The organism is Gordonia pseudamarae (assembly GCF_025273675.1).
In the GTDB taxonomy this organism is placed as follows: Bacteria; Actinomycetota; Actinomycetes; order Mycobacteriales; family Mycobacteriaceae; genus Gordonia; species Gordonia pseudamarae.
Genome location: NZ_CP045809.1, coordinates 2,960,503 through 2,984,256 on the forward strand (window position 1 = coordinate 2,960,503; position 23,754 = coordinate 2,984,256).

Annotated in this window: 28 protein-coding genes; 3 read left to right on the forward strand and 25 right to left on the reverse strand. The window is 68.7% G+C overall.

What is annotated here, in order from left to right; translation table 11 throughout:
* Positions 1 to 114: 114 nt before the first annotated feature.
* The 17 genes from lgt to GII31_RS13040 all read right to left on the reverse strand — a co-directional run bounded on the left by lgt (position 115) and on the right by GII31_RS13040 (position 14,639).
* Positions 115 to 1,422 carry a prolipoprotein diacylglyceryl transferase gene (gene lgt, locus GII31_RS12960; RefSeq protein ID WP_410172084.1) on the reverse strand — a complete coding sequence of 436 codons (1,308 nt, stop codon included), beginning with the start codon at positions 1,420 to 1,422 and terminating at the stop codon, positions 115 to 117.
* Positions 1,423 to 1,566: 144 nt separating this feature from the next.
* Complete coding sequence (gene trpA / locus GII31_RS12965; RefSeq protein WP_213243628.1) at positions 1,567 to 2,391, reverse strand: tryptophan synthase subunit alpha; 825 nt, start codon at positions 2,389 to 2,391, stop codon at positions 1,567 to 1,569.
* Positions 2,388 to 3,695: a tryptophan synthase subunit beta gene (gene trpB / locus GII31_RS12970; protein WP_260839973.1), complete on the reverse strand. Its 1,308-nt coding sequence runs from the start codon at positions 3,693 to 3,695 to the stop codon at positions 2,388 to 2,390. Before trpB ends, trpA begins: the two co-directional genes overlap by 4 nt.
* 115 nt (positions 3,696 to 3,810) lie before the next feature.
* Positions 3,811 to 4,629: an indole-3-glycerol phosphate synthase TrpC gene (gene trpC / locus GII31_RS12975; protein ID WP_213243631.1), complete on the reverse strand. Its 819-nt coding sequence runs from the start codon at positions 4,627 to 4,629 to the stop codon at positions 3,811 to 3,813.
* 86 nt (positions 4,630 to 4,715) lie between these two features.
* On the reverse strand, positions 4,716 to 5,600 hold the full coding sequence (locus GII31_RS12980; RefSeq protein ID WP_407649815.1) for a TIGR02234 family membrane protein: 885 nt from the start codon (positions 5,598 to 5,600) through the stop codon (positions 4,716 to 4,718).
* A complete protein-coding gene (locus GII31_RS12985) occupies positions 5,597 to 7,153 on the reverse strand; it encodes an anthranilate synthase component I (RefSeq protein WP_213243633.1) in 1,557 nt (518 codons plus the stop codon). Before GII31_RS12985 ends, GII31_RS12980 begins: the two co-directional genes overlap by 4 nt.
* Positions 7,150 to 7,329 carry a tautomerase family protein gene (locus GII31_RS12990; RefSeq protein ID WP_213243634.1) on the reverse strand — a complete coding sequence of 60 codons (180 nt, stop codon included), beginning with the start codon at positions 7,327 to 7,329 and terminating at the stop codon, positions 7,150 to 7,152. The genes GII31_RS12985 and GII31_RS12990 overlap by 4 nt, the downstream gene beginning before the upstream one ends.
* On the reverse strand, positions 7,320 to 7,718 hold the full coding sequence (gene hisI, locus GII31_RS12995) for a phosphoribosyl-AMP cyclohydrolase (protein ID WP_213243636.1): 399 nt from the start codon (positions 7,716 to 7,718) through the stop codon (positions 7,320 to 7,322). The genes GII31_RS12990 and hisI overlap by 10 nt, the downstream gene beginning before the upstream one ends.
* A 13-nt stretch (positions 7,719 to 7,731) precedes the next feature.
* Entirely contained in the window at positions 7,732 to 8,505 is a 774-nt protein-coding gene (gene hisF / locus GII31_RS13000) for an imidazole glycerol phosphate synthase subunit HisF (protein ID WP_213243638.1), read from the reverse strand.
* Between the two features lie 13 nt (positions 8,506 to 8,518).
* Positions 8,519 to 9,343, reverse strand: a complete 825-nt coding sequence (locus GII31_RS13005) for an inositol monophosphatase family protein (protein WP_213243640.1) — start codon at positions 9,341 to 9,343, stop codon at positions 8,519 to 8,521.
* Positions 9,340 to 10,083, reverse strand: a complete 744-nt coding sequence (priA, locus tag GII31_RS13010; RefSeq protein WP_213243642.1) for a bifunctional 1-(5-phosphoribosyl)-5-((5-phosphoribosylamino)methylideneamino)imidazole-4-carboxamide isomerase/phosphoribosylanthranilate isomerase PriA — start codon at positions 10,081 to 10,083, stop codon at positions 9,340 to 9,342. Before priA ends, GII31_RS13005 begins: the two co-directional genes overlap by 4 nt.
* 74 nt (positions 10,084 to 10,157) lie before the next feature.
* Positions 10,158 to 10,475 (reverse strand): hypothetical protein, encoded by a 318-nt coding sequence (locus tag GII31_RS13015; protein WP_213243644.1) that lies wholly within the window; start codon positions 10,473 to 10,475, stop codon positions 10,158 to 10,160.
* Positions 10,472 to 11,110, reverse strand: a complete 639-nt coding sequence (hisH, locus tag GII31_RS13020; protein WP_213243646.1) for an imidazole glycerol phosphate synthase subunit HisH — start codon at positions 11,108 to 11,110, stop codon at positions 10,472 to 10,474. Before hisH ends, GII31_RS13015 begins: the two co-directional genes overlap by 4 nt.
* Positions 11,107 to 11,775: an imidazoleglycerol-phosphate dehydratase HisB gene (hisB, locus tag GII31_RS13025; RefSeq protein WP_213243648.1), complete on the reverse strand. Its 669-nt coding sequence runs from the start codon at positions 11,773 to 11,775 to the stop codon at positions 11,107 to 11,109. The genes hisH and hisB overlap by 4 nt, the downstream gene beginning before the upstream one ends.
* Positions 11,776 to 12,906, reverse strand: coding sequence for a histidinol-phosphate transaminase (locus GII31_RS13030; protein ID WP_213243650.1), 1,131 nt, complete (start codon positions 12,904 to 12,906; stop codon positions 11,776 to 11,778). It lies immediately after the preceding gene.
* Positions 12,903 to 14,246, reverse strand: a complete 1,344-nt coding sequence (gene hisD / locus GII31_RS13035; protein ID WP_213243652.1) for a histidinol dehydrogenase — start codon at positions 14,244 to 14,246, stop codon at positions 12,903 to 12,905. The genes GII31_RS13030 and hisD overlap by 4 nt, the downstream gene beginning before the upstream one ends.
* 159 nt (positions 14,247 to 14,405) lie before the next feature.
* Positions 14,406 to 14,639 (reverse strand): DUF5652 family protein, encoded by a 234-nt coding sequence (locus tag GII31_RS13040; protein ID WP_213243654.1) that lies wholly within the window; start codon positions 14,637 to 14,639, stop codon positions 14,406 to 14,408.
* 155 nt (positions 14,640 to 14,794) lie between these two features.
* Between GII31_RS13040 and GII31_RS13045 the strand changes: the two genes are divergently transcribed.
* Positions 14,795 to 15,289: an SRPBCC family protein gene (locus GII31_RS13045; RefSeq protein ID WP_213243656.1), complete on the forward strand. Its 495-nt coding sequence runs from the start codon at positions 14,795 to 14,797 to the stop codon at positions 15,287 to 15,289.
* A gap of 101 nt (positions 15,290 to 15,390) precedes the next feature.
* On the opposite strand, the gene GII31_RS13050 is transcribed toward GII31_RS13045, so the two are convergent.
* From GII31_RS13050 to nadA, 6 genes are all read right to left on the reverse strand, one after another.
* On the reverse strand, positions 15,391 to 15,813 hold the full coding sequence (locus GII31_RS13050) for a PIN domain-containing protein (RefSeq protein WP_213243658.1): 423 nt from the start codon (positions 15,811 to 15,813) through the stop codon (positions 15,391 to 15,393).
* Positions 15,810 to 16,049, reverse strand: a complete 240-nt coding sequence (locus GII31_RS13055) for a DUF6364 family protein (RefSeq protein WP_213243660.1) — start codon at positions 16,047 to 16,049, stop codon at positions 15,810 to 15,812. Before GII31_RS13055 ends, GII31_RS13050 begins: the two co-directional genes overlap by 4 nt.
* Before the next feature lie 584 nt (positions 16,050 to 16,633).
* Positions 16,634 to 17,263 (reverse strand): DUF2461 domain-containing protein, encoded by a 630-nt coding sequence (locus GII31_RS13065; protein ID WP_213243662.1) that lies wholly within the window; start codon positions 17,261 to 17,263, stop codon positions 16,634 to 16,636.
* Between the two features lie 58 nt (positions 17,264 to 17,321).
* Positions 17,322 to 18,497, reverse strand: a complete 1,176-nt coding sequence (locus GII31_RS13070) for a YncE family protein (RefSeq protein ID WP_213243664.1) — start codon at positions 18,495 to 18,497, stop codon at positions 17,322 to 17,324.
* Positions 18,498 to 18,599: 102 nt separating this feature from the next.
* The gene (nadC, locus tag GII31_RS13075; protein WP_213243666.1) at positions 18,600 to 19,496 is read right to left on the reverse strand and encodes a carboxylating nicotinate-nucleotide diphosphorylase; all 897 of its coding nucleotides are present in this window, start codon (positions 19,494 to 19,496) and stop codon (positions 18,600 to 18,602) included.
* A gap of 2 nt (positions 19,497 to 19,498) precedes the next feature.
* The gene (gene nadA / locus GII31_RS13080) at positions 19,499 to 20,557 is read right to left on the reverse strand and encodes a quinolinate synthase NadA (RefSeq protein ID WP_213243668.1); all 1,059 of its coding nucleotides are present in this window, start codon (positions 20,555 to 20,557) and stop codon (positions 19,499 to 19,501) included.
* A gap of 266 nt (positions 20,558 to 20,823) precedes the next feature.
* Between nadA and GII31_RS13085 the strand changes: the two genes are divergently transcribed.
* Positions 20,824 to 21,894: an alpha/beta hydrolase gene (locus tag GII31_RS13085; protein ID WP_213243670.1), complete on the forward strand. Its 1,071-nt coding sequence runs from the start codon at positions 20,824 to 20,826 to the stop codon at positions 21,892 to 21,894.
* 65 nt (positions 21,895 to 21,959) lie between these two features.
* Positions 21,960 to 22,757, forward strand: a complete 798-nt coding sequence (locus tag GII31_RS13090) for an NUDIX hydrolase (RefSeq protein ID WP_246221862.1) — start codon at positions 21,960 to 21,962, stop codon at positions 22,755 to 22,757.
* A 65-nt stretch (positions 22,758 to 22,822) separates the two neighbouring features.
* On the opposite strand, the gene GII31_RS13095 is transcribed toward GII31_RS13090, so the two are convergent.
* Both GII31_RS13095 and bsaP read right to left on the reverse strand, forming a co-directional pair.
* The gene (locus tag GII31_RS13095) at positions 22,823 to 23,434 is read right to left on the reverse strand and encodes a DUF2567 domain-containing protein (protein WP_213243672.1); all 612 of its coding nucleotides are present in this window, start codon (positions 23,432 to 23,434) and stop codon (positions 22,823 to 22,825) included.
* Positions 23,431 to 23,736: a biotin synthase auxiliary protein BsaP gene (gene bsaP / locus GII31_RS13100; RefSeq protein ID WP_246221863.1), complete on the reverse strand. Its 306-nt coding sequence runs from the start codon at positions 23,734 to 23,736 to the stop codon at positions 23,431 to 23,433. Before bsaP ends, GII31_RS13095 begins: the two co-directional genes overlap by 4 nt.
* Positions 23,737 to 23,754 lie beyond the last annotated feature (18 nt).

Here is a 23,754-nt window from a genome sequence, read left to right on the forward strand (position 1 = left end):
TGTGAACCACACGACGCCGCCCCGTCGCCGCAGGTCCGGCGGGAGAACCCCGAAACCCGCCACACCGCCATCTCACGTGGCTTCGGGACTCATCGGCCGACGCCTCGTCGCACCTCAGCCTGCGGATGGGGGCGCTTTATCCTCGGATCCGGGCTCGGTGTCGTCCGGTTCCGCATCGGGTTCCGCCGGGTCGGTGTCGTCCGGTTCCGCATCGGGTTCCGCCGGGTCGGTGTCGTCCGGTTCTTCTTCGGGGTCCGGTTCCTCTTCGGGGTCCGGTGTCGCGTCCGTGGCGGCGGCCTCCGTCTCCGGGTCGGCGTCGTCCTCGGGTGCGTCGGTGATCACCGGGGTCGCACCGGTGTTGCCGGTGTGGCGGGCGATGGCCTCGGTGAGGGCATCGTGCGGGTCGACGCCGGACTGCGACGGTTCCCGCGCGCCACCCTCGTCGTCGTCCTTACCGTGGTCTTCGCGGTCGGCCTCGTCTTCGTTGTCGTAGTACTCGAACTCGTCGACATAGCCGACGTGGCCCAGTTCCTCAAGCTCGGCCGCCTTGGCCTCGCGGTACATGCTCAGGCCCTGTTCACGCCCCTTCGGGGCGATCACGAAGTACGCGGCGGCGATCGCGAAGATAATGCAGGCGGTGAACACGTTGATGCGGATCCCGGCGATCTCGGTCGCCGGATCCGAACGCATCAGTTCCACCCCGAGCCGGCCGACGCAATACAGGGCGACGTACAGGGCGAAGAGCCTGCCGTGCCCGATGCGGGCATAGCGGTCGATGATCACCAGGATCACCACCACCAGCAGGTTCCACAGCAGTTCGTACAGGAACGTGGGATGTACGATCTTCTCGACGACGCCGGTGGACACCCCGTTCATGGCGTCGCGGTTGCCGAACTCGTCGACGCGTTCGTAGATCTTCAGGCCCCACGGCACGTCCGTTTCGCGGCCGTACAGTTCCTGGTTGAAGTAGTTGCCGAGACGGCCGATGGCCTGCGCCAGCAGGATCGGCGGGGCGATCGCGTCGCCGAAGGCAGGCAGTTTGATGCCGTACTGGCGGGCGCCGATCCAGGCACCGACCGCCCCCAGGGCCACCGCGCCCCAGATGCCGAGCCCACCCTCCCACACACGCAGGGCGTCGACGGCGCTCTTGCCGTCGCCCGGGGTGTCACCGAAGTACGTTTTCCAATCGGTGATGACGTGGTAGAGCCGACCACCGATCAGTCCGAACGGCACCGCCCAGATAGCGATGTCGAGAATGTCACCCTCACGGCCACCGCGGGCCACCCAGCGGCGGCCACCCCACCACACCGCGATCACGATGCCGAGAACGATGAACAGGGCATAGGCACGCAGCGGTACGGGGCCGAGATGCCATACGCCCTGCGCGGGGCTGGGAATGTAGGCCAGGGGTGTGACTGTCACGCCTGCCAACACTAATGGACGGCATGCCGGTGACGGCCCGGCCCCGTTCTGGACGAAGGAGCCCGCGCGAGTGACGGAGGAAGAACGGGGACCCGAGGGCCGTCAGCGGCGATGAGACACAGCGGCGATGAGACACAGCGGCGATTAGACACTGTGGTGGCCGCGTACCCCTTCGGCGAGGTCGGCGACGAGTTCACGTAGCCGGTCCTGGCCCGCGTGAGCGGCGGTCACCAGTGCCGATCCGACGATCACGCCGTCGGAGTAGGCGGCGATTTCCGCTGCCTGCTCACGGTTGCGGACACCGAGACCGACCCCGATCGGGATCTCCGAATAGTCGCGCACCCGCGCACACAGTTCGGGGGCGGCGTTGGAGACGTTGTCGCGTGCTCCGGTCACGCCCATCGTCGAGGCCGCGTACACGAAGCCTCGGGAGGCGTCGACGGTGAGCGCGATCCGTTCGGTCGTCGACGACGGCGCGACCAGGTAGATGCGGTCGAGGCCGTATTTGTCGGAGGCCTCGTGCCATGCCGCGCCTTCCTCGGGGATGAGGTTGGGCGTGATCAGACCCGCGCCGCCGGCCTCGGCGAGGTCGTGGGCGAACCGGTCCACCCCGTATTTGAGGACGGGGTTCCAGTAGCTCATGACCACGGCGGCACCACCGGCGTCGGTGATGGCCTTGACGGCGGTGAACACGTCGCGGACCCGCACGCCGTTGGTGAGGGCGAGTTCGGCGGCCTCCTGGATGGTGGGCCCGTCCATCACCGGGTCCGAGTACGGGACACCGACCTCGATGATGTCGCATCCGGCCTCGACCATTGTCCGGAACGATTCGAGGGATCCCTCAACCGTCGGGTAGCCGACGGGCAGGTATCCGATGAGGGCGCTGCGGCCCTCGGCCTTGCAGCGGGCGAACACCGACGCGAGTGTGGACGCGGGGGCCGGCGCGAAGGTGCCTGGTTCGGTGCTCATGACTGCTTTCTTGCGTTGCTGACGGCGTGTGCGTCGTTCTCCGACGGCGGCGGCTCAAACAGGTTGAACCATCGGCCCGCGGTGTCGACGTCCTTGTCGCCGCGGCCGGACAGGCTGACCACGATGATGGTGCCTTCGCCGAGTTCCTGGCCCAGTTGCAGCGCGCCGGCGACCGCGTGCGCGGATTCGATCGCCGGAATGATGCCTTCGCGGCGGGACAGCAGCGCGAGCGCGTCCATCGCCTCGGTGTCGGTGATGGGCCGGTACTCGGTGCGGCCGATGTCCTTGAGGTAGGCGTGTTCGGGGCCTACCCCGGGGTAGTCCAGGCCCGCGGAGCTGGAGTGCGATTCGATGGTCTGCCCGTCGTCGTCCTGCAGCAGGTACGAGTAGGCGCCCTGGAACGCGCCGGGTGAGCCGCCGGTGAAGGTGGCCGCGTGCCGCCCGGTCTCCACACCGTCACCGGCTGCCTCGTAGCCGACCAGGCGTACCGCGGCATCGTCGATGAACGGGTGGAAGATGCCTATCGCGTTGGATCCGCCGCCGACGCAGGCGACGACGGCGTCGGGCAGCCTGCCCGCCTGTTCGAGGATCTGCACCCGCGCTTCGAGGCCGACGATGCGCTGCAGGTCGCGCACCATTGCCGGGAACGGGTGGGGGCCGGCGGCGGTGCCGAAGCAGTAGTAGGTGTTGTGGGCGTTGGTGACCCAGTCTCGCAGCGCCTCGTTGATGGCGTCCTTGAGGGTGGCCGAGCCGTTGTCGACGGCGATCACCTCAGCGCCGAGCAGCCGCATCCGGGCCACGTTCAGGGCCTGCCGGTCGGTGTCGACGCGGCCCATGTAGATGACGCATCCGATGCCCAGCAGCGCGCAGGCGGTGGCGGTGGCGACGCCGTGCTGACCGGCGCCGGTCTCGGCGATGACCCGGGTCTTGCCCATGCGGTGCGCGAGCAGCACCTGACCCAGCACGTTGTTGATCTTGTGGGATCCGGTGTGGTTGAGGTCTTCTCGTTTGAGGAAGATCCGGGCACCGCCGGCGTGTTCGGCGAGCCGGGTCGCCTCGTACAGGGGTGAGGGCCGTCCGGTGTAGTGCCGTTGCAGCCGGTCGAGTTCGGCGAGGAAGGTGTCGTCCGAGCGCACCTTGTCGTAGGTGGCGGTGACCTCGTCGATCACGGCCATCAGCGCCTCGGGCACGTGCCGGCCGCCGTACACGCCGAAATGACCGCCGGCGTCGGGCTCGATGCTGGTTCGTGTGGTCAATCCCGTGCTGGCGGTGGGAAAATCGGCCGTCTCATCGTTACCGGTCATGACCTCGCGGACTCCTCATCGTCACACCGGCGACATCGCCCCCGGTACGACTGATCACACCCTAGAACTACCTGGGGCACAAACTAATAAAACTGGGTGGACGTGAAAACCGGTTTCAGCGAACCGGTTTGGGGCACGACGGGTGCGTTCCGGCGGTCACCAGTTCACTGACCGCGGCCCGCGGATCACCACTGGTGACCAGGCCCTCGCCGACCAGCACGGCATCGGCGCCCGCCCCGGCGTACGCCAGCAGGTCGGCGGTACCGCGCACACCCGACTCGGCGATCCGGATCACCTCGGTGGGCAGTCCCGGCGCGATCCGGCCGAAGCAGTCCCTGTCGACCTCCAGGGTCTTGAGGTTGCGTGCGTTGACGCCGACGACCGACGCCCCTGCCTGCAGAGCCCGGTCGGCCTCTTCCTCGGTGTGCACCTCCACCAGGGCGGTCATGCCGAGGCTTTCGGTGCGGTCGAGCAGCGAGGCGAGCACATTCTGCTCCAGTGCGGCCACGATCAGCAGGATCACATCGGCGCCGTGCGCGCGGGCCTCGTGGATCTGGTACGGGCCGACGATGAAGTCCTTGCGCAGGACGGGGATGGACACCGCGGCGCGGACCGCGTCCAGGTCGGCCAGCGAGCCACGGAACCGCCGCTGCTCGGTCAGGACGCTGATGATGCGGGCACCGCCGTCCTCGTAGGCCTTGGCCAGCTGAGCGGGGTCGCCGATGGAGGCCAACTCCCCCTTCGACGGTGAGGCGCGTTTGACCTCGGCGATCACCCCGATGCCGGGTAGCCGCAGCGCCGCAGCGGCGTCCTTGGGTGGTGCGGCTTTCTCCGAGGCCGCCTTGATCGCCGCGAAGTCGATCACGGCTTCGCGGGCGGCGACGTCAGCCTTGACTCCCTCGATAATCGAGTCGAGGACGGTCGGCGTGCTCACGAGTGCTCGACCCCTTTCGCCTGGTGCATGTGGGTTAAGGGTAGACGCACCGGAAATTCCGGGTGAGCGCGGGTATACGAGGTCATCTAACGGCCGCCCGAGTCCGGGCGCGGATCGCCACCGACGTCCAGCTCCGTCGGATCCAGACCGGTGTCGAGGGCGTCCCACAGCATCCGCTCGCTGGCACCGCCGGGCGTGGGTTCGGCGGGCTCCGGCCCGTCGGGGTCCCGGTCAGCGGGAGTCCGGTTCTGTGCCGCCTTACGTTCCTCGTACTGACGGAAGATCTCCCGTTCGGCGTCGTCGCGGCGGGCCGCCGGGGTCCGGTACTTCGACGCCGGCGCAACGCCGCCGCGGGCCGCTCGCAGCAGGAACACACCCGCCGCCACGCATACGGCGGCACCGACCAGCACGGTCGACACCGCCCACTCGTTGACGTCGACGAACAACACCTGATAGCGATCGGGCATGTCGGCCACGTCACCGGCATAGCCGGCGTCGGCACCGTCGGTGAGCAACGAGATCACCGGGACGGCCGCCACCACTCCGCCCGCAGCCACCAGGATCGCGATCAGCCGCAGGCCCCAGCCCCTTACCGACAGGGCCGCGGCGATCGCCGCCAGCAACACGAGGGCGAGCGGTGTCAGCCACGGACTCCACGCCGAACCCTTCACCTCGAACGCGCGCTGGTCGGTCAACCCGTCGAACGGTTCGGCCTCCACCCGGCACCAGTGCAGCTGCGCGGCGGCCCAGAACACGGCGGCGGCGACGGCGAGCAACAAGGCCGCGATCATCTTGGTCCGGCGGGTCCGGCGCTGGGCGTCGGGGGCGGGTCCGGGATCGGTCGTGCCCCCCGCCGTGGCGGGAGACGTGTCCGCAGTGGTGTCCGGGTCCGCAGTGGGGTCCGGGTCTGCAGTGGGGTCCGGGTCTGCGGTGGGGTCCGCCGCGGACGGATCGGTGTCGCCGGCACTCACGAGGGGTTTCCCACCCGGCGCATCGTGCCCGCCGCCGCGATCGCGTTCAGCACCGCCATCGCCTTGTTCTTGGCCTCGGTGTACTCGTACGCCGGGTCACTGTCGGCGACCACACCCGCACCGGCCTGCACGAACGCCCGGTCCCCCGACAGGATCGCGGTACGGATCGCGATCGCGGTATCGGCGTTGCCCGCGAAGTCGAGATAGCCGACGATGCCGCCGTAGAGGCCACGCCGGGTCAGCTCATGTTCCTCGATCAGTTCCATCGCCCGCACCTTCGGCGCACCGCTGAGAGTGCCCGCCGGGAAACACGCCGTCACCGCGTCCAGCGCGGCCCGGTCCTCGGCCAGGGTGCCCGACACCGTCGACACCAGATGCATGACGTGGCTGTATCGCTCGATGTGGCAGTAGTCGGACACCTTCACCGTCCCGGGCCTGCACACCCGGCCAATGTCGTTGCGGGCCAGATCGACGAGCATCAGATGTTCGGCGTTCTCCTTCGGGTCCTCCAGCAGACCCTTGCCCAGCAGCAGGTCCTCCTCCTCGGTGGCACCGCGCCAACGGGTACCGGCGATCGGGTGGGTGGTGACGACCCGGTCGGCAACCGTCACCAGTGCCTCGGGTGAGCTGCCGACGATGGTGAACGGCTCCTGGGCGATGCCCTGACCGGTGCCCGCCGACGCGCCCGTCCCGCCGGGCATGCGCAGCAGATACATGTACGGACTCGGATTGGAGGCGCGCAGCACCCGGTACACATCCAGCGGGTCGGCCGTCGTCTCCATCTCGAACCGCACCGACGGCACCACCTGGAACGCCTCGCCGGCCTCGATCTCACCGACCAGCGACCGGACCACCGCGCCGAACTCGTCGACATCGCGCTGGGCCACGTACTCGGGCGCCGGCCGGTCGTACTGCGCGACCGTCGACGCCAGCGGCGCGGCCAGCGCCCCGGTCATCCTGTCGAGCCGGGCGATCGCGTCGTCGTACGCCTCGTGCACCCGATCGTCGGTGCCGTCCCAGTTGACGGCGTTGGCGATGAGCGTGATGGTGCCCTCGTGGTGGTCGACGGCGGCGATGTCGGTGGCCAGCAACATCACCAGGTCGGGCAGACCCAGATCGTCGGTGGTGGTCGAGGGCAGATTCTCCAGTCGGCGCACCATGTCGTAGGCCATGAAACCGACGAACCCGCCGGTCAGCGGCGGCAAACCGGGCAACGGGTCGGTCGCCAGCAGTTCCAGGGCCGCGCCCAGCACCTGCAGCGGATCGCCGCCGGTGGGTGCGCCCTCGGGCACACTTCCCCACCAGTGCGCCTCACCGTCGGCGACGGTCAGCGCCGACGGCGCACCGGCACCGATGAACGACCACCGCGACCACGACCGGCCGTTCTCCGCGGACTCGAGCAGGAACGTGCCGGGACGGTCACCGGCCAGCTTCTGATACGCCGACAGCGGTGTCTCGGCGTCGGCGAGCACCTTGCGGACCACCGGGACCACCCGATGATCGCGGGCCAGGTCGGCGAACTCCTCGAACGTCGTCTCAGCGGGCGCGCTCATCCGAGCGGCTCGCCGCCGACGCCCCACTGGGTGCGCGGGATCTCGTTGATCGTCACCCACACCGAGTCGGGATTCTTGCCGGTGGCGCGGGCGTACGCCTCGGTCACCGCCGCGATCGTCTCACGCTTGATGCGATCGGACATGCCGGGTGTTTGGGAGATCTGGATCAAGGGCATGGGTCTGCTCCTGCGCTCTCTGGGGTGAACGTCGGTTGTGGGGCGGTGACTCCGGGAAGGAGAGAAGACGTGTCGAAACAGCTGTGGCTGCCGGTATGGCAGGCCGCGCCGTCCTGGTCGACGATCAGTAGCAGAGTGTCGCCGTCGCAGTCCACACGCACGTCGTGCACAGTCTGGAAGTGGCCGCTCGTCTCGCCCTTCACCCAGTACTGCTGACGAGACCGCGACCAGTAGGTGGCACGCCGGGTGTCGAGGGTGCGTTCGAGGGCCGTGTCATCCATCCACGCCATCATCAGTACGACGCCGGTGCCGCGTTCCTGCGCGATCGCCGCGAACAGGCCGTCGTCGTTTCGGGTGAGCCTGGTGCTCAGCTCCGGATCGAGTGCCATCGGGATTCTCCTCCTATCGGACCGTGATGCCGTCGGCGCGCATCGCGTCCTTGACCTGGCCGATGGTGAGTTCACCGAAATGGAACACCGATGCGGCGAGCACGGCATCGGCACCGGCGTGCACGGCCGGGGCGAAGTCCTCCACCTTGCCCGCACCGCCGCTGGCGATGACCGGGACGGTGACCGCCGCGCGCACCGCCCTGAGCATCCGCAGGTCGAAACCCGCCTTGGTGCCGTCGGCGTCCATCGAGTTGAGCAGGATCTCCCCCACCCCGAGGTCCTGGCCGCGCCGGGCCCATTCGACGGCGTCGATGCCGGTGCCCTTGCGGCCGCCGTGGGTGGTGACCTCCCAGCCCGACGGGGTCGGGGGCTGTCCGTCGGGCACGGTGCGCGCGTCCACCGACAGCACGATGCACTGCGACCCGAACCGCCGGCTCATCTCGTCGAGCACCTCCGGCCGGGCGATGGCGGCGGTGTTGACGCTCACCTTGTCGGCGCCGGCGCGCAGCATCGTGTCGACGTCGTCGACGGTGCGGATACCACCGCCCACGGTGAGCGGGATGAACACCTGGTCGGCGGTGCGTTTGACCACGTCCACCATGGTGGCGCGGCCCGAACTCGACGCCGTGACATCGAGGAACGTCAGTTCGTCGGCGCCTTCGCGGTCGTAGCGTTCGGCCAGTTCGACGGGGTCGCCGGCATCGCGCAGGTTCTGGAAGTTGACACCCTTGACGACACGACCGTCGTCGACGTCGAGGCAGGGAATGACCCGGACAGCTACTGGCATGTGACCACTCTTCTCATTCCGCGTCCTCGTTCCATCGGCCACCGGACGCGTCCGTGATGACCTCCATCAGTTCGGCGTGCAGGCCGGGCGCACCCACCACCAGCGACGACGAGTTCACCGTCCACGGCCGCCCGGCCAGGTCGGTGGCCACACCACCGGCGGCCCGCACCAGTGCCGCTCCGGGCGCGTTGTCCCAGGCGTGCCGACCAAAGATGACGGCGCCACCGAAGATGCCTGCGGCGGTGAACGACAGATCGACGCCGGTGCTGCCGGTCATCCGCAGGCGCGCCGCCCGCGAACTCAGGGCCCGCACCACATCCGCGCGCACGGCGCCGGCGAACCGGCCGCCGTGCGCGGCGTTGAACGGCCCGTAGGCGAGCACCGATGTCGCCAGCGCGGTGCCGGTCAGGGACGGCGCCGGCTCGCCGTCGACGAGCAACGGACCGTCCACATGTGCGGCGTAGCGGCGATCCTGCAGCGGCAGCCACGTCAACCCGAGAACCGGGTCGCCGTCGACGAGCAGCCCCAGCAGGATGCCCGTCAGCGGCACGCCGGTGGAGTAGTTGTACGTGCCGTCGACCGGGTCGAGTACCCACACCGCGCCCGTGTCGAGGTCGGGGCCGCCGAACTCCTCGCCGTGCACCGGGATCTGGGTACGCTCGGCCAGTTCTGCGGTCAGGCGGCGTTCGAGATCCAGATCGACCTGGGTGGCGAAGTCGGTGGCACTCTTGGCCACCGCGCTGGGCGCGCCCACCCCGTCGCGGAATTCCCCGACGGCACCGTCGAGGATCGATCCGGCGACGTGCAGAAGCCGCGAATAGTCCAGGTCGGCCGTCACGCCCTGGCCACCGCCCCGAGCGCCTCGGGCAGCGTGAAGCGGCCCGCGTACAGGGCCTTGCCGACGATCGCGCCTTCCACACCCTGCGGCACGAGCCCGGCGATCGCCACCAGATCCTCCACAGCCGATACACCTCCGGAGGCGACGATCGGCGCGGACGTCTTGGCCGCGACCTCGGCGAGCAGTGCCAGGTTGGGGCCTTTGAGGGTGCCGTCCTTGGACACGTCGGTGACCACGTAGCGGGCGCAGCCGTCGGCGTTGAGACGGTCCAGGACCTCCCACAGGTCGCCGCCGTCGGTGACCCAGCCACGCCCGCGCAGCCGCCACGAGTCGCCCTCGGCGACCACGTCGAGGCCCACCGCGATCCGGTCGCCGTATTCGGCGATCGCCGTGCGACACCAGTCCGGATTCTCCAGCGCGGCGGTGCCCAGGTTGACGCGGGTGCAGCCGGTGGCCATCGCCGCGGCCAGCGAATCGTCGTCACGGATACCGCCGGACAGCTCCACCTTGACGTCGAGTTCGGCGACCACACCGGCGAGCAGTTCACGGTTGTTGCCCTTGCCGAATGCGGCATCGAGATCAACCAGATGAATCCACTCGGCTCCGTCGCGCTGCCACGCCAGCGCCGCCTCGCGGGGCGATCCGTACGACGTTTCGGTGCCTGCCGCACCCTGCACCAACCGGACGGCCTGCCCGTCGGCGACGTCGACTGCGGGGAGGAGTTCGAGGGTTGTGCCCATCGGTTGTGGTGTTCCTGTTCTGTGAGGGGTGAGAGCGGAAAGACAATCTGCCCGGGAGGGCCGGGCACCGACGATTAGGGCGTGTCTCCCAAGCCGTCGGCGCCGGATTCGCCGCGGACCTGACGTTCGACGGCCGAGATCATCCGGTGCGACACCAGGCCGATCACGGCCACCATCAGGACCAGCGCGAGCAGGCCGACAACGAGCGCCGCGACCGACGACACCCGGGTCAGCACCATGATGATCGGGATGGACACCAGCAGGACCAGCACCCCCGAGCCCAGGGAGTAGAGGGCGAGTTTGGCGAAGGAGAACCCGGGCGCGTCGGTCGTCTCCCGTCGCTGCGCTCGCCCCGTCGTACCCGATCCCCGCGATCTGCCCTGCGTGTTCATCGCAGGCTCCGCACCCAGTTGAGCAGCAGTTGCGCGCCCGCGTCGCCGGACTTCTCCGGGTGGAACTGGGTTGCCGACAGCGGACCGTTCTCCACGGCCGCCAGAAACGGTCCGCCGTGTTCGGCCCAGGTCAGTGCGGGCGCGGCCAGCGCGGTGCCATCGTTGTCCATTTCCCAGGTCTGCGCGGCATAGGAGTGTACGAAGTAGAAGCGGGTGTCGGCGTCGACTCCGTCGAACAGGACCGAATCCTGCGGGGCGCGCACCGTGTTCCAGCCCATATGCGGCAGCACCGCGGCCGGAAGCCGGGTGACCGCACCGGGCCATTCGGCGCAGCCCTTCGTCTCCACCCCGAACTCGACGCCGCGCTCGAACAGGATCTGCATGCCGACACAGATTCCCAGGACCGGCCGGCCACCGGCCAGTCGGCGGCCGATGATCCGCTCCCCGCGCACCTCATGCAGGCCCTTCATGCACGCCTCGTAGGCGCCCACGCCGGGCACCACCAGACCGTCGCAGTCGAGCGCCTCCCGCATGTCCGAGGTGACGGTGACGTCGGCACCGGTACGTTCGAGCGCACGCTGCGCCGAACGCAGATTGCCCGAACCGTAGTCGAGGATCGCGACAGCGGCTGTCACAGAGCTCCCTTCGTCGACGGGATGCCCGTCACTCGTGCGTCGTATTCGGTGGCCGCCCGCAGTGCGCGCGCCACCGCCTTGAACTCGGCCTCGGTGATGTGATGCTGGTCACGGCCGTACAACACCCGCACGTGCAGCGCGATCCGCGCGTTCATGGCGAGCGCCTCGAAGACGTGCCGGTTGATGACCGTCGAATATGGGACGCCCGGGTAGCCACCGATGACGGCGCCGAGCATGTGGTCGGGTTCGCCGGTGTGCACGCAGTACGGACGGCCGGAGACGTCGACCGCGGCGTGGGCCAGGCTCTCGTCCATCGGGATCCAGCAGTCACCGAACCGCCGGATTCCCTTCTTGTCGCCGAGCGCCTGCCCGAGTGCCTGCCCGAGCACGATCGAGGTGTCCTCGATGGTGTGGTGGCCCTCGACCTCGATATCGCCCTCGGCCTTGACCGTGAGGTCGAAGCTGCCGTGCTGGCCGAACGCGGTGAGCATGTGGTCGAAGAAGGCGATCCCGGTGGAGATGTCGGTGACACCGGTGCCGTCGAGGTTCAGTTCGACGGTGATCGACGACTCGCGTGTGGTGCGCTCGACCCGTGCGATGCGCGGCTCACGCGCCTGGGTGGTGGATGCGGGCTGTGGGCCGGGCGTGGGCTGTGTCGCGGACACCTAAACATTCTCCAGATCTGTTGCCGCCAGCTCCCGACTCACGTCGAGGAAGGCGTCGTTCTCCTCGGCCAACCCGATCGTCGCACGCAGCCGGCCGGGGATGCCGACGTCGCGGATCAGGACGCCACGATCGAGGTAACGCTGCCAGCTTGCCGGTGCGTCCGCAAACCGCCCGAACAGGACGAAGTTGGCGTCGGAGTCGACGACGTCGTAGCCGAGACCGGTCAGTGCCGCCGCGACACGTGTGCGTTCGGCGATGATCGCGGCCACCCCGGCCAGGGTGTCGTCGGCGTGGCGCAGCGCCGCGCGGGCGGCGGCCTGGGTGACCACCGACAGGTGGTACGGCAGCCGCACCAGCAGAATCGCCTCGATGATCGCCGGCGATGCGGCGAGGTAGCCGAGCCGACCACCGGCGAAGGCGAACGCCTTGCTCATGGTGCGGCTCACCACCACCTTGGCCGGAAACTCGTCGATGAGCGTGACCGCGCTGGACTGCCCGGAGAACTCGGCGTACGCCTCGTCGACGATCACGATGCCGGGGGCGGCCTCGATGATGCGGCGCAGGTCGTCGATGCCCGTCGACCCGCCCGTCGGGTTGTTCGGTGAGGTGACGAACACGACGTCGGGCTTGTGCGTCTCGATCTCGGCGAGCGCGTCCTCGATGTCGAGGCCGAAGTCGTCGGCGCGTGTGGCCGGCACCCAGGTGGTGTCGGTGCCGGCGGAGATGATCGGGTGCATCGAGTACGACGGCACGAATCCCATCGCGGTGCGGCCCGGCCCGGCGAACGCCTGCAGCAGTTGCTGCAGGATCTCGTTGGAGCCGTTGGCCGCCCACAGGTTGTCGGTGCCGAGCGCGGTGCCGGTGGCCTTCGACAGGTAGTCGGCGAGATCGGTGCGCAGGGCGACCGCGTCGCGGTCCGGGTAGCGGTGCAGTTCGGCGGCGGCCGCGCGCACCGATTCGGCGACGTCGTCGATCAGTGCGCGCGAGGGCGGGTGCGGATTCTCGTTGGTGTTGAGCACCACCGGAACCTTCAGCTGCGGGGCGCCGTAGGCGCTCTTGCCGCGCAGATTGTCGCGGATCGGCAGATCCTCGACAGTGATCCGCGATCCCGGGATCGTCGGTGTGCTCACGCGCGCACCTCTGTTATGACACCCGTCGGGGCGAAGCGTTGCTTGACGGCATCGCCGTGGCCGGGCAAATCCTCGGCATCGGCGAGGGTGACGACCTTGGCGGCCACCTCACGCAGCGCGGCCTCGTCGTAGTCGATGACGTGCACACCCTTGAGGAAGGTCTGCACCGACAGGCCCGAGGCGAACCGCGCCGAGCCGGACGTCGGGAGCACGTGGTTGGAGCCGGCGCAGTAGTCGCCGAGGCTGACCGGCGCGTACGGGCCGACGAAGATGGCGCCCGCGTTGGTGATGCGATCGGCGACGGCCGCGGCGTCGCGGGTCTGGATCTCCAGGTGTTCGGCGGCGTACGCGTCGACGACGGCGATCCCGGCGTCGAGGTCGTCGACCAGGACGATGCCGGACTGCTTGCCGCTCAGCGCCGTGGTGACCCGTTCACGGTGTTTGGTGGCCGCGACCTGGACCTCCAGTGCGGCATCGACGGCGTCGGCCAGTTCGACGCTGTCGGTGACCAGCACCGATGCGGCGAGGACGTCGTGTTCGGCCTGCGAGATCATGTCGGAGGCGACGATCCCGGCGTCGGCGGAGCTGTCGGCCAGGATCGCGATCTCGGTGGGTCCGGCCTCCGAATCGATGCCGACCACACCCCGGCACAGGCGTTTGGCAGCGGTGACGTAGATGTTGCCGGGACCGGTGATGAGGTCGACCGGGTCGAGCACCTCACCGGTGGTGTCGACACCGCCGTAGGTGAGCAGCGCCACGCCCTGTGCGCCGCCGACCGCCCACACCTCGTCGACGCCCAGCAGCGCACACGCGGCGAGGATGGTGGGGTGCGGCCAGCCGCCGAAGTCCTTCTGCGGCGGCGAGGCCACCACGAGCGACCCGACACCGGCCTCCTGGGCGGGGACGACGTTCATGATGACGCTCGACGGGTAGACGGCGTTACCGCCGGGCACGTACAGCCCGACCCGGCGCACCGGAATCCACTTCTCGCTGACGGTGCCGCCGTCGACGACGTCGGTGCGGGTGGTGGCCCGGCGCTGGTCGGCGTGCACCTTGCGGGCGCGCAGGATCGATTCGCGCAGCGCCTCGCCCACCGAGTCGTCGAGGTCGGCGGCGGCCTTCGCGATGACATCGGCCGGCACCCGCACCGAGCCCGGCGCGATGCCGTCGAACCTGGCCCCGTAGTCGAGCGCTGCTCGCGCGCCGCGTTCGGCGACCTGATGGACCACCGGCGTCACCACGTCGAGGACGGCGTTGACATCGGTGCCACCGCGCGGCAGGGCGCGACGCAATTCGGCGAGCGTCGGGGTGCTACCGCGCAGGTCGGTTCGGGCGAGCATGGGATCTCCTGGCTGGACGGGGTTGACTTTCCCAGGATATGTGGTGCGGCTACCCGTTTTCGAATGCGCCCACCCCGGTGCCCCCGCGGACACCGTCACCGACCCCGCCGATCGTCGTCGGCATCGTCTGAACGTCGATGCCGACGACTCCCGGCCGTCCTACTGCGACACTCGCTTACGCCCCCAGATCAGATAGACGGCGGGCAGGATTCCGACGGAATTCACCATCGCCAGCCCAAGCCCCCACGCCCACTTCGGGCCGTTGACCTCCTCCTGTGTGCGGCTCGCGAGGTCACGCCCGGCCCAGGTGCGCAACCCGGTGTCGATCGTCGTGGTCGCCACGACCACCCCCTTCTGCCGACTGGTCAGGTCCTTCCACTTCTTCTTCGCCATACTCGCACCGTAGTCCGACCATGACCGCCGTCACAGAGGGGGATGTCCGCGTTGGCTACGGTTGCGGTACCGCGATCGCGGCGCGGGAGCCGTCGGGGCGCCACACAGCGCACCGCCGGGCAGGCACCGACGATCAGCACCCACGAGGAGGACACATGCTGTACCGGGACGCACCGACCGTCGAGGTATCCACACTCATCGAAGGCGCCACCGCCGACCAGGTGTGGGAATTGGTGACCGACATCGGCCTGCCCACCCGCGCCGCCGGCGAACTGGCGTCCGCGGAATGGATCGGCGATCCCGGAGTGGCGGTGGGTGCCAGGTTCCGCGGCACCAACACCACCGACGGTCTGGGCACCTGGATCGGCGAATGCGAGATCGTCGAGGTCGACCCCGGCCGGCGCTGGGCGTGGGTGGTGGGCCCCGCCGGTGGCGGCAGGCCGTGGGCGACATGGGCATTCGAGGTCGAGCCGTCGGGCAAGGGCACGATTATCCGCCAATGGGCCCGCCTGGGCCCCGGCCCGTCCCGCCTGTCGGAGTTTATCGCGGCCGCCCCGGCCAAGGAGTCCCGCATCATCGCCAACCGCATGGCCACGTGGCGCGAGGGCATGCGGGCCAACCTCGACCTGATCCGCACCACCCTGACCTGAGCGACGTTGAGCGTCGGCACACGATCTGCGTGCGTCCGCACGCATACGGGCGATGACGGGGCGTTCCCGCGCAACGATGCGGTTGAGCGGGAACGTTGGTCCTACCGCGTTCCGAACGGGTTGCGGACTTCGACACCGGCGATCGACTGACCGCTGTTGAGGTCTTCGCTCCAGAGAACCCGGCAGCCCATCTGGCTCGCGCTTCGGATCACCATCGCGTCCCAGAACGAGATCCGCGTGGAGTCGGCGATCTCGGCCGCAGCGATGACATCGTGGGCCAGCGGCGAATGCACCGGCCAACGGGTCAGCGCCCGCAGAGTCTCCTGCGCGTCGGCAGCACTCAGCGGGACCTCGACCTTGCGTGTGACGTTGACATAGAACTCCTGCAAGACCTGGACACTGAGCACGCCTGCACGTGCACGACCCAACTCCGCAATCAGAGCCGACGCCACACCGTGCCGTCGATCGCCACCCTGATCGTAGGCGTAGAGCAGAACATTCGTGTCGACGAACTCGTGGGTCATCGCCTGTGCAACTCGTCACGCGTCCAGGTGATATCCCCGACCTTCATGGCCGTCCCACCGGACATGCGCTCGATTTCCTTCTCCCACATGGAGTCATAGTCATCGACGCCACCGGCCATGTGTTCGACCAACTCGGCAACTAATGCCGACACCGACGTATCACGCTCCGCCGCGAGCACCTTCGCCTTGCGCACCAGCTCCTCGGGCAGTGAGAGCGTGATATTCCGATTAGCCATGTGAATCAGCGTAGCACTGGATCACAGCCTTTGGCTGTGTCGAACAGTCAGGTGCGGCGCTCAACACCCCCACGGGAACAGTCGTCGTTGTTGTTTGCCGCTTCGGGCCTGACGAGAAGGTTGGTGTCGACCGCAATCACGACGGCAGCCCGTAGGACAAGAGGCGACCCGATCACTGATCAAGCACATAGCTGGCGGTCGGTACTGCGCCGCGTCCGGCATGATCGGCCGAGCATTGACCGATCAGGGTTAGAAGGGCGTCACCAGGTGTTCGACGGCGGGCTGTGCGGTACCGAGGCGGCGACTGTCGTCGACAATCTGGGTGCTCGCGGTGCTCAACCTGATCGTCAACGAGTGCTATCTCGTAACCGACCCGGACACCGATCCGATCCGGCACCATAGCGGCACTCCAGATAATCGGGTGCACTTCTCCCGTCACCCGGAAAGAACTTGCGGCAACAGCGGTTCTGGCGGTGCCGCTGATAGAGGCGTCGATGAAGCAGCGGGCCGGGGGGCCCGTCGACGATCCGGCCGATATCGAAGCCGGGATCTGGGATGGGCACATTCCCGGGTCCCGACACCGGTCAGGCGGCGTGGGCGAGAATCCAGTCGACCAGCGGCCGAGTCTGACGCCAATCCTTGCGGACCCGATCGATGAGACCGGCCGTGTGGATGACCGGATCAAAACCGTAATCCTTTGCCACGGTGATGGATTTGTGCCGGAGCAGGCCGATGCGGGGGTGATCCTTCGGCCAGCCGCGCGGTGCGGTTTTCAGTTGGTCGCCGCCGACCTCCCAGCCTGCTTTCGTCAGTGTCGCCAGAATCGTCTCCAATTCGGGGCCGAACAGGTCGCTGTCGATGGCCTGCCGGACGGCGGCCAGGACCTCGGCCTCGGCGTGGTAGAAGCCTGCGGCGACCCGGACACCCGGTGCCGAGATCTCCACGTAGTAGCCGGTGGCCGGGGCCACCGCCACGAACGCCCCCTGGTGGGTCTTGTAGGGCGTCTTGTCCGTGGAGAAGCGGACGTCCCGGTACGGGCGGAACACCTTGACCTCACCGAACTCGGCGGCCAGTGCACCGGTCAGTTCGGTCATCGGCGCGGCGACCGCGTCGCGGTAGGTGTCCTTGTGCGCGTCCCAGAAGACCTTCGAGTTGTCGATCTCCAGATCGTCGTAGAAGTCGAGTGCGGCTTCCGGAAAACCCTCGAAGGTCATGTGTGCGAGCGTACCGGTGCGCGGACAGTCGCCTCGCCACCCGTCCGGTGTGCGCGGATCAGATCCGGCGCACCTTCCAGATCCGGTCGACGCCGCGGTTCTGCGCATATCCACCGTCGAGGACGGCGCTGGACTTGTCGATCACCAGGAAGGTGTTCGGCTTCCACGCGAGGAGCTGGTTCGGCAGCAGACCGGTGGTGATCAGCCGGGTCACGCCGTAGGTCTTCTGGTCGATGACCGAGATGTATCCGGCGAAGTAGTTGGCGGCGTACAGTGTGCCGCCGCTGACCACCATCGAATTGGTGCCGGTGCCGGTGAGCACGTCACGCAGGTGCCGGCCGGTGCGCAGGTCGTAGACCTGGACCAGGCCGAGATACAGATGGTTGACGTAGACGCGGTGGCGGCGGGTGTCGAGCGCGACGCTGCCATGCCCCTCGGGGCCGGGCTGCCTGGTGTTCCAGTTGATCTTGCTCACGACCTTGCCGCCGGGTCGGGTGATCCGGAACTGGGTGAGGCTCGAATAGTAGGAGGTGACCGTGACCGTGGCCCCGGTTGCCGAGTCGTCGCTGATCTCGAGCCCGGCACCCATCTCATCCTGCTTGGCGTCGCCGCGCGGCATGACCGCCTGACCCAGATACTCGAAGGTCTTCAGGTCATAGAACTTGAGGCCGCCGGGATTGTTCTGCGACACGATCGCGACGCCGAGATGTTCGGCGAACACGACCCCGTGGGCGTGGGGCACGCCGGTGATGTTTTTGAGTCGCTGGCCGCTGGTCTTGTCCCACACGTTGACCTCGCCGACCGCCGCGGCGGTGGTCCACACCGTGTTGCCGGTTTTCGGGACACCGATCTCGTACTGTGCGGCGATCGTGCCGTGTGCTGTGTTCTTGGCCTTCTGGGTGATCTGGATGCGCCGTTCGAGTCGCATCGTGGCGGGGTCGACTTCGAGGATCGCCGATTCGGAGGCGCCGTCCATCGGCGAGACGTTCGTCAGCCACAGATGCCCGGTCTCCTGGTCGAAGGCACCGCGATAGTTGCCCTTGCCGATATTGTAGCCGGTGATGCGATATCCGGGCTGCTGGGGCACCGTCGGGGCCGGAAGCGATTCCCAGTAGCGCGCCGCGGCATCGCGCTGCGGAGCCGCGTCGGCGTCCGGGGCCACCAGAAGTCCCCCGGCGACCGTCGCCGCGACCGCGACCGGCACCACGACCCGTCGACCAAGACGCTTGAACATTCTCGCCACCCCCGCACTCGTCCGAATGATTAGGCAACCCTAACCTACGGCTGTGCCACATACCAATAGCGGTTCACGCCGGCACACCGCGCCGCACGCGGGTCAGACAGGGATGTCCAGGCCCAGATCGAGCACGGTGACCGAATGGGTCAGGCCACCCACGGCGATGTAGTCGACACCGGTACGGGCGTAGTCACGTGCGACGTCGAGGGTGAGGCCGCCCGAGCTCTCCAGTTTTGTCTCCGGCGAGCGGGTGTCACGACGCTGCACCGCCATCTGGGTGGCCCACGGCTCGAAGTTGTCCAGCAGGACCAGCTGCGGCGTCAGCTCCAGCACCTCGTCGAGTTGCGCCAGCGAGTCGACCTCCACCTCGACCGGGATGTCGGGTGCGGCGGCGCGGACCGCGTTCAGCGCGGCGGTGACCGAACCGGCCGCGGCGACGTGGTTGTCCTTGATCAGGGCCGCATCGCCGAGTCCGAGCCGGTGGTTGACGCCGCCACCGGCGCGCACCGCGTACTTCTGCAGAGAGCGCAACCCCGGCAACGTCTTTCGGGAATCACGCACCTGGGCCGCGGTGCCGTCGAGCTCGTCCACCCAGTGCGCCGTGGTGGTCGCGATCCCGGACAGATGGCAGATCAGGTTGAGTGCGGTCCGTTCGGCGGTGAGCAGCGCCCGGGTGGGCGCGTGCACGGCGAGTGCCACGTCGCCGCGCCCCACGCGCGTACCGTCGGCTACCTGCGCGGTCACCGTGTACTCGCCCACCCCGATCACCTCGTCGAATACCGCGAGGACCACCGGCACACCGGCGATTACACCGTCGCCGCGGCTGACGACTGCGGCGTCGGTCACGGCGTCGGCCGCGACCGTGGCCATCGAGGTGACGTCGGGCCCGTATCGCAGGTCCTCGTCGAGGGCCGTACGGATCAGCGCGCGCACCTCGTCGGTGACCGGGTCTCCGAGCTCGGCCGCCGCCACCTGGCCGATGAAGGCACCGGCCACCGTCACTCCCCGGATCCCGGGTTGCCGATGGCGATCATCCGCTCGACGCTCTGCCGTGCCTTGGCGGCGACGTCGTCGGGCACGAACACCTCGTCCTTGCCCTCGCGCAGCGCCCGCAGCAACGCGGCCGGGGTGATCATCTTCATGTAGGGGCATGCGGCGCGGCCGTTGACCGGCTGGAAATCGATGCCGGGGGCGGCCTTGCGCAGCTGGTGCAGCATGCCGATCTCGGTGGCCACCAGAACCTGCTTGGCGTTGGTCTCACGGGCGGCGTCGATCATGCCGCCGGTGGAGAGGATCTTGACCTTCTCCGCGGGCACGAAGCCCTCCCCCGCCAGGTACAGAGCCGATGTGGCGCAACCGCATTCGGGGTGGATGAACAGGTCCGCGTCGGGGTGACTCTCGGCCTGTTCGGTCAGTTCGTCACCGTTGATGCCGGCGTGGACGTGGCATTCACCGGCCCAGATGTGGATGTTGTCGCGGCCGGTCTTGCGCTTGACGTGCGCGCCGAGGAACTGGTCCGGCAGGAACAGCACGTCCTTGTCGGGGTCGATCGAGGCGACGACCTCGACGGCATTGGACGACGTGCAGCAGATGTCGGTGAGCCCCTTGACCGCCGCGGTGGTGTTGACATACGACACGACGACGGCGTCGGGGAACTCGGCCTTCCATTCGCGCAGTTCGTCGGCGGTGATGGAGTCGGCGAGCGAGCAGCCGGCGCGCGCGTCGGGGATCAGCACCCGCTTGTCTGGGCTGAGGATCTTGGCGGTCTCGGCCATGAAGTGCACGCCGCAGAACACGATCTCGTCGGAGTCGACCTCGGCGGCGATCCGCGACAGCGCCAGCGAGTCGCCCACGTGATCGGCGACGTCCTGGATCTCGGGCAGTTCGTAGTTGTGGGCGAGCAGTGTGGCGTTGCGGGCGCGGGCGAGCCTGCGTACCTCTTCGGCCCATTCGGCGGTGGGCTCGACGCCGGTGTAGCCGCCGGGTCCGTCCACCCATTCGGCATCGATCAATCCGATTCCGGGCGTTGTCGCCGGGCGGTCGCTGGTGATGCTCATCGTCACTCCTCACGAGCAAGGGCTGTTGTGCGGGCCGGCCCTTCGTTCGACCGTCCTGGCCGTATGGCCGCCGACCCGGTGTTCGGCTCATCGGTGTCGAATCGCCGAGGGTTTTCGACTCATGGTCGAAAACTCTGCTCATCGTAACACCGCTCACAGACAGACCATTCCCGGCAGGTAGCACATCCGGAATACCGGGATAACGGATCACTAACAAATCGATAGCTTCGCTAACTTCTGCCACGTGCGTAACGACACTGGTGAGTATGGAACCGCCCACTCCTGCCCCACCCGCACCACGGCACCGCGGTGAACCGCCCACCGGTCCGGGAAACACCGGCGACCGGACGCCCGGCAGTCGGCGCAGGCCCCGGCCGGGGTATCCCGTCACCCGTCCTCTCACGCTGGTCATCGCGCTGCTGGTGGCCGCCACGGGACTGGTCGCGACCCCCGGCGACGCGAACGCCGCGCGGCTGATGTCGCTGACCGAGCACACCCCGCGCGAGTCGATGCTCGCGGTGTACTCGCCGTCGATGGGAAAGGTGATCCACAACCGGGTCCTGCATATGCCCGGCACACCGAGCGCCCCGACGTTCTACATGCTGCCCGGACTCGGCGGCGCCGAGGACGGCATCTCCTGGTACGACAACACCGACATCCCGGGATTCTTCGCCCACAAACGGGTCAACGTGGTGATGCCGATCGGCGGGCGCGGCAGCCTGTTCACCGACTGGGACCACGACGACCCCGTTCTGGGCCGCAACAAGTGGCAGACATACCTGACCCGCGAACTCCCGCCGATCGTCGACGGCGCACTGCGCACCACACGCGTCAACGCCATCAGCGGGGTGTCCATGTCGGGCGGCCCGGCCCTCGACCTGGCCATCCAGGCACCGCACCTGTATCGGGCGGTCGCCTCCTACAGCGGCTGCCCCGGCACCACCGGGCCACTCGGCGGTGCGGCCGTGGTGGCGATGGTGACCCGCCAGGGCGGCAACATCGGCAACATGTGGGGGCCTCCCGGCCCGCGGTGGGCGGCACACGATCCGACCCGCAACGCCGCCGCGCTGCGGGGCAAGACGATCTTCCTCTCGGCAGCGTCAGGAGTTCCCGGCCGGATCGACGGCAGGGTCGGCGACCGGCTCGCGGGCCTGGCCGGCGGCGGCATCATCGAGGCGGTGACCCGCCGGTGCACCGCCGACATGTCGGCGCGCCTGACCGGACTCGGGATCGCGCACACGTTCTCGGCGCGGGCCCAGGGCTCGCATTCATGGGGTCTGTTCGCCGCCGACATGCGGTTGTCGTGGCCGCGGATCGCGCGCGCCATCGGCGCGTGACCACGTGCGACCCGACCCGCCGGCACGTCGCCGCGAATCGGGCATCGCACCTTAGAATCGACGCCATGCCGCATGAGCCCGCCCATCCGCCGGCCGGCGATCGGCCGGCGCCGCAGGCCCCCGACCGTCAGCCGTTGCGCGTGGAGGTGCTCAGCGCGGTGTTCCAGGTGCGCACGATCGGCGACGACGGCACACCCCGACTGTGCGTGCTGCTGCACGATGTCAACGGCGCCCGCGACAACGACAACGGCGGATCCCGCGCCACCGGCGCGCCGGGCGGCCCGTGGGCGCTCCCCGGCGGCGACGTCGGGCCGGAGGAAACCCTCGCCCAGAGCGCCAGACGTCATCTGGCCGATGATCTCGATGTCGCGGGACTGGCCCACCTCGAACAGTTGTCGGTGTTCTCGGCGCCGCACCGGATCCCGGATACCCGGACCATCGCCTCAACCTATCTGGGCCTGCTGCCCAGCGACGCCGAGACCACATTGCCCGACGGCGCGGTATGGGCACAGGTGGACACCCCCGACCGGGCGGCCTCGGCACTGATCTACGACCACGGCGAGATCATCGATGCCGCCCGCCACCGGCTCGCCGCGAAACTCTCCTACACCAACATCGCCTTCGCCCTCGCGCCGGAGCGGTTCGCGATGTCGGAGCTGTCTGAAATATACTGTGCGGCAATGGGTTACATGGTCGACACGACGAATCTGCTGCGGGTACTGTCCCGGCGGGCGGTCGTGGTGGCCACCGGCACCGTCGGCAAGACCGGCCGCAGCGGGGGCCGACCGCCCGCGCTGTATCGGTTCGCCGATTCCGAACTGAGGGTCACCGACGAGTTCGCGGCGCTGCGACCGCCGATGTGACCGGACGGTGCGTCCCCGGGGGACACACAGACCAGGGACGTGCACACCCGGCCCGACAACCGGGATCAGGATGCCGGGGTGAGGTCCCCGGCCTCCACCGGCAGATCGCCGACCCCCAGATCCGGGTCGGCACTGGACAGGGCGAACACGAGATACAGCAGTGTCGCGGTGAACGGCGCGCAGATCAGCAGCACCCACGGAGACGGGATGAGAGTCCACCAGTGTTCGGCGAACAGCTCGGCGCCGAACTCGTAGGTGGCCCCGACCGGCAACGTCTTCGGGTCGTCGAATCGCCATGCCGTCAGCCGATCACCGACCACGGCGGCGATCACCGACCCGGCGACCGTGGCCACACCGAGCGCCAGATATCCGACCGGACCGCGCCAGGGCCGCGCGGCCAGCCAGGCGATCACTGCGGCCACCAGCCCGAACACGAACAGCAGCACCGCCAGCCACGCCATCGACTCGTATTCGGCGGAGTCGCCGCCGCCGATGATCTCCGCGTACTGCGCCGAGAGCACCCGGCCGGTGACGGTCGGGGTGATCATCGCCCATACCGCACCAACGGCCGCCCCCAGCAACGCGATCGCACACATCACCGCGACCAGCGCCGATCGCGGAGGCCGGTGAACACCCGACCGGGCCGCGATTCCCACCACGGTCGGCGCACCGGTCATCGGTGATACATTTCCGTCGAATCGACGTCGCCGTGCCGGGAACACCGCGCCGACCACCCGTCCGGACGCACCTGCACCACCATCCGGCGACCGCACTGACCACAGAAGCGCGGGGGTTCGAGCCCGAGCCGCGCGGCGGGCGGGATCGCATCGGGTGACTGCAACTCCAGCTCGATGCCGGTGAAGACGCCGAACCTGCACGGCTCGGCGAGCGGACCCGGGATGTGGTGCTCCGGGGTGGTGACGCCGGCGGCGGACGACCCAGGTGGGACCGTGCGCCTGCGGCGTGGCGTGTCGACCATGTCCGCCACTCTAGTGCC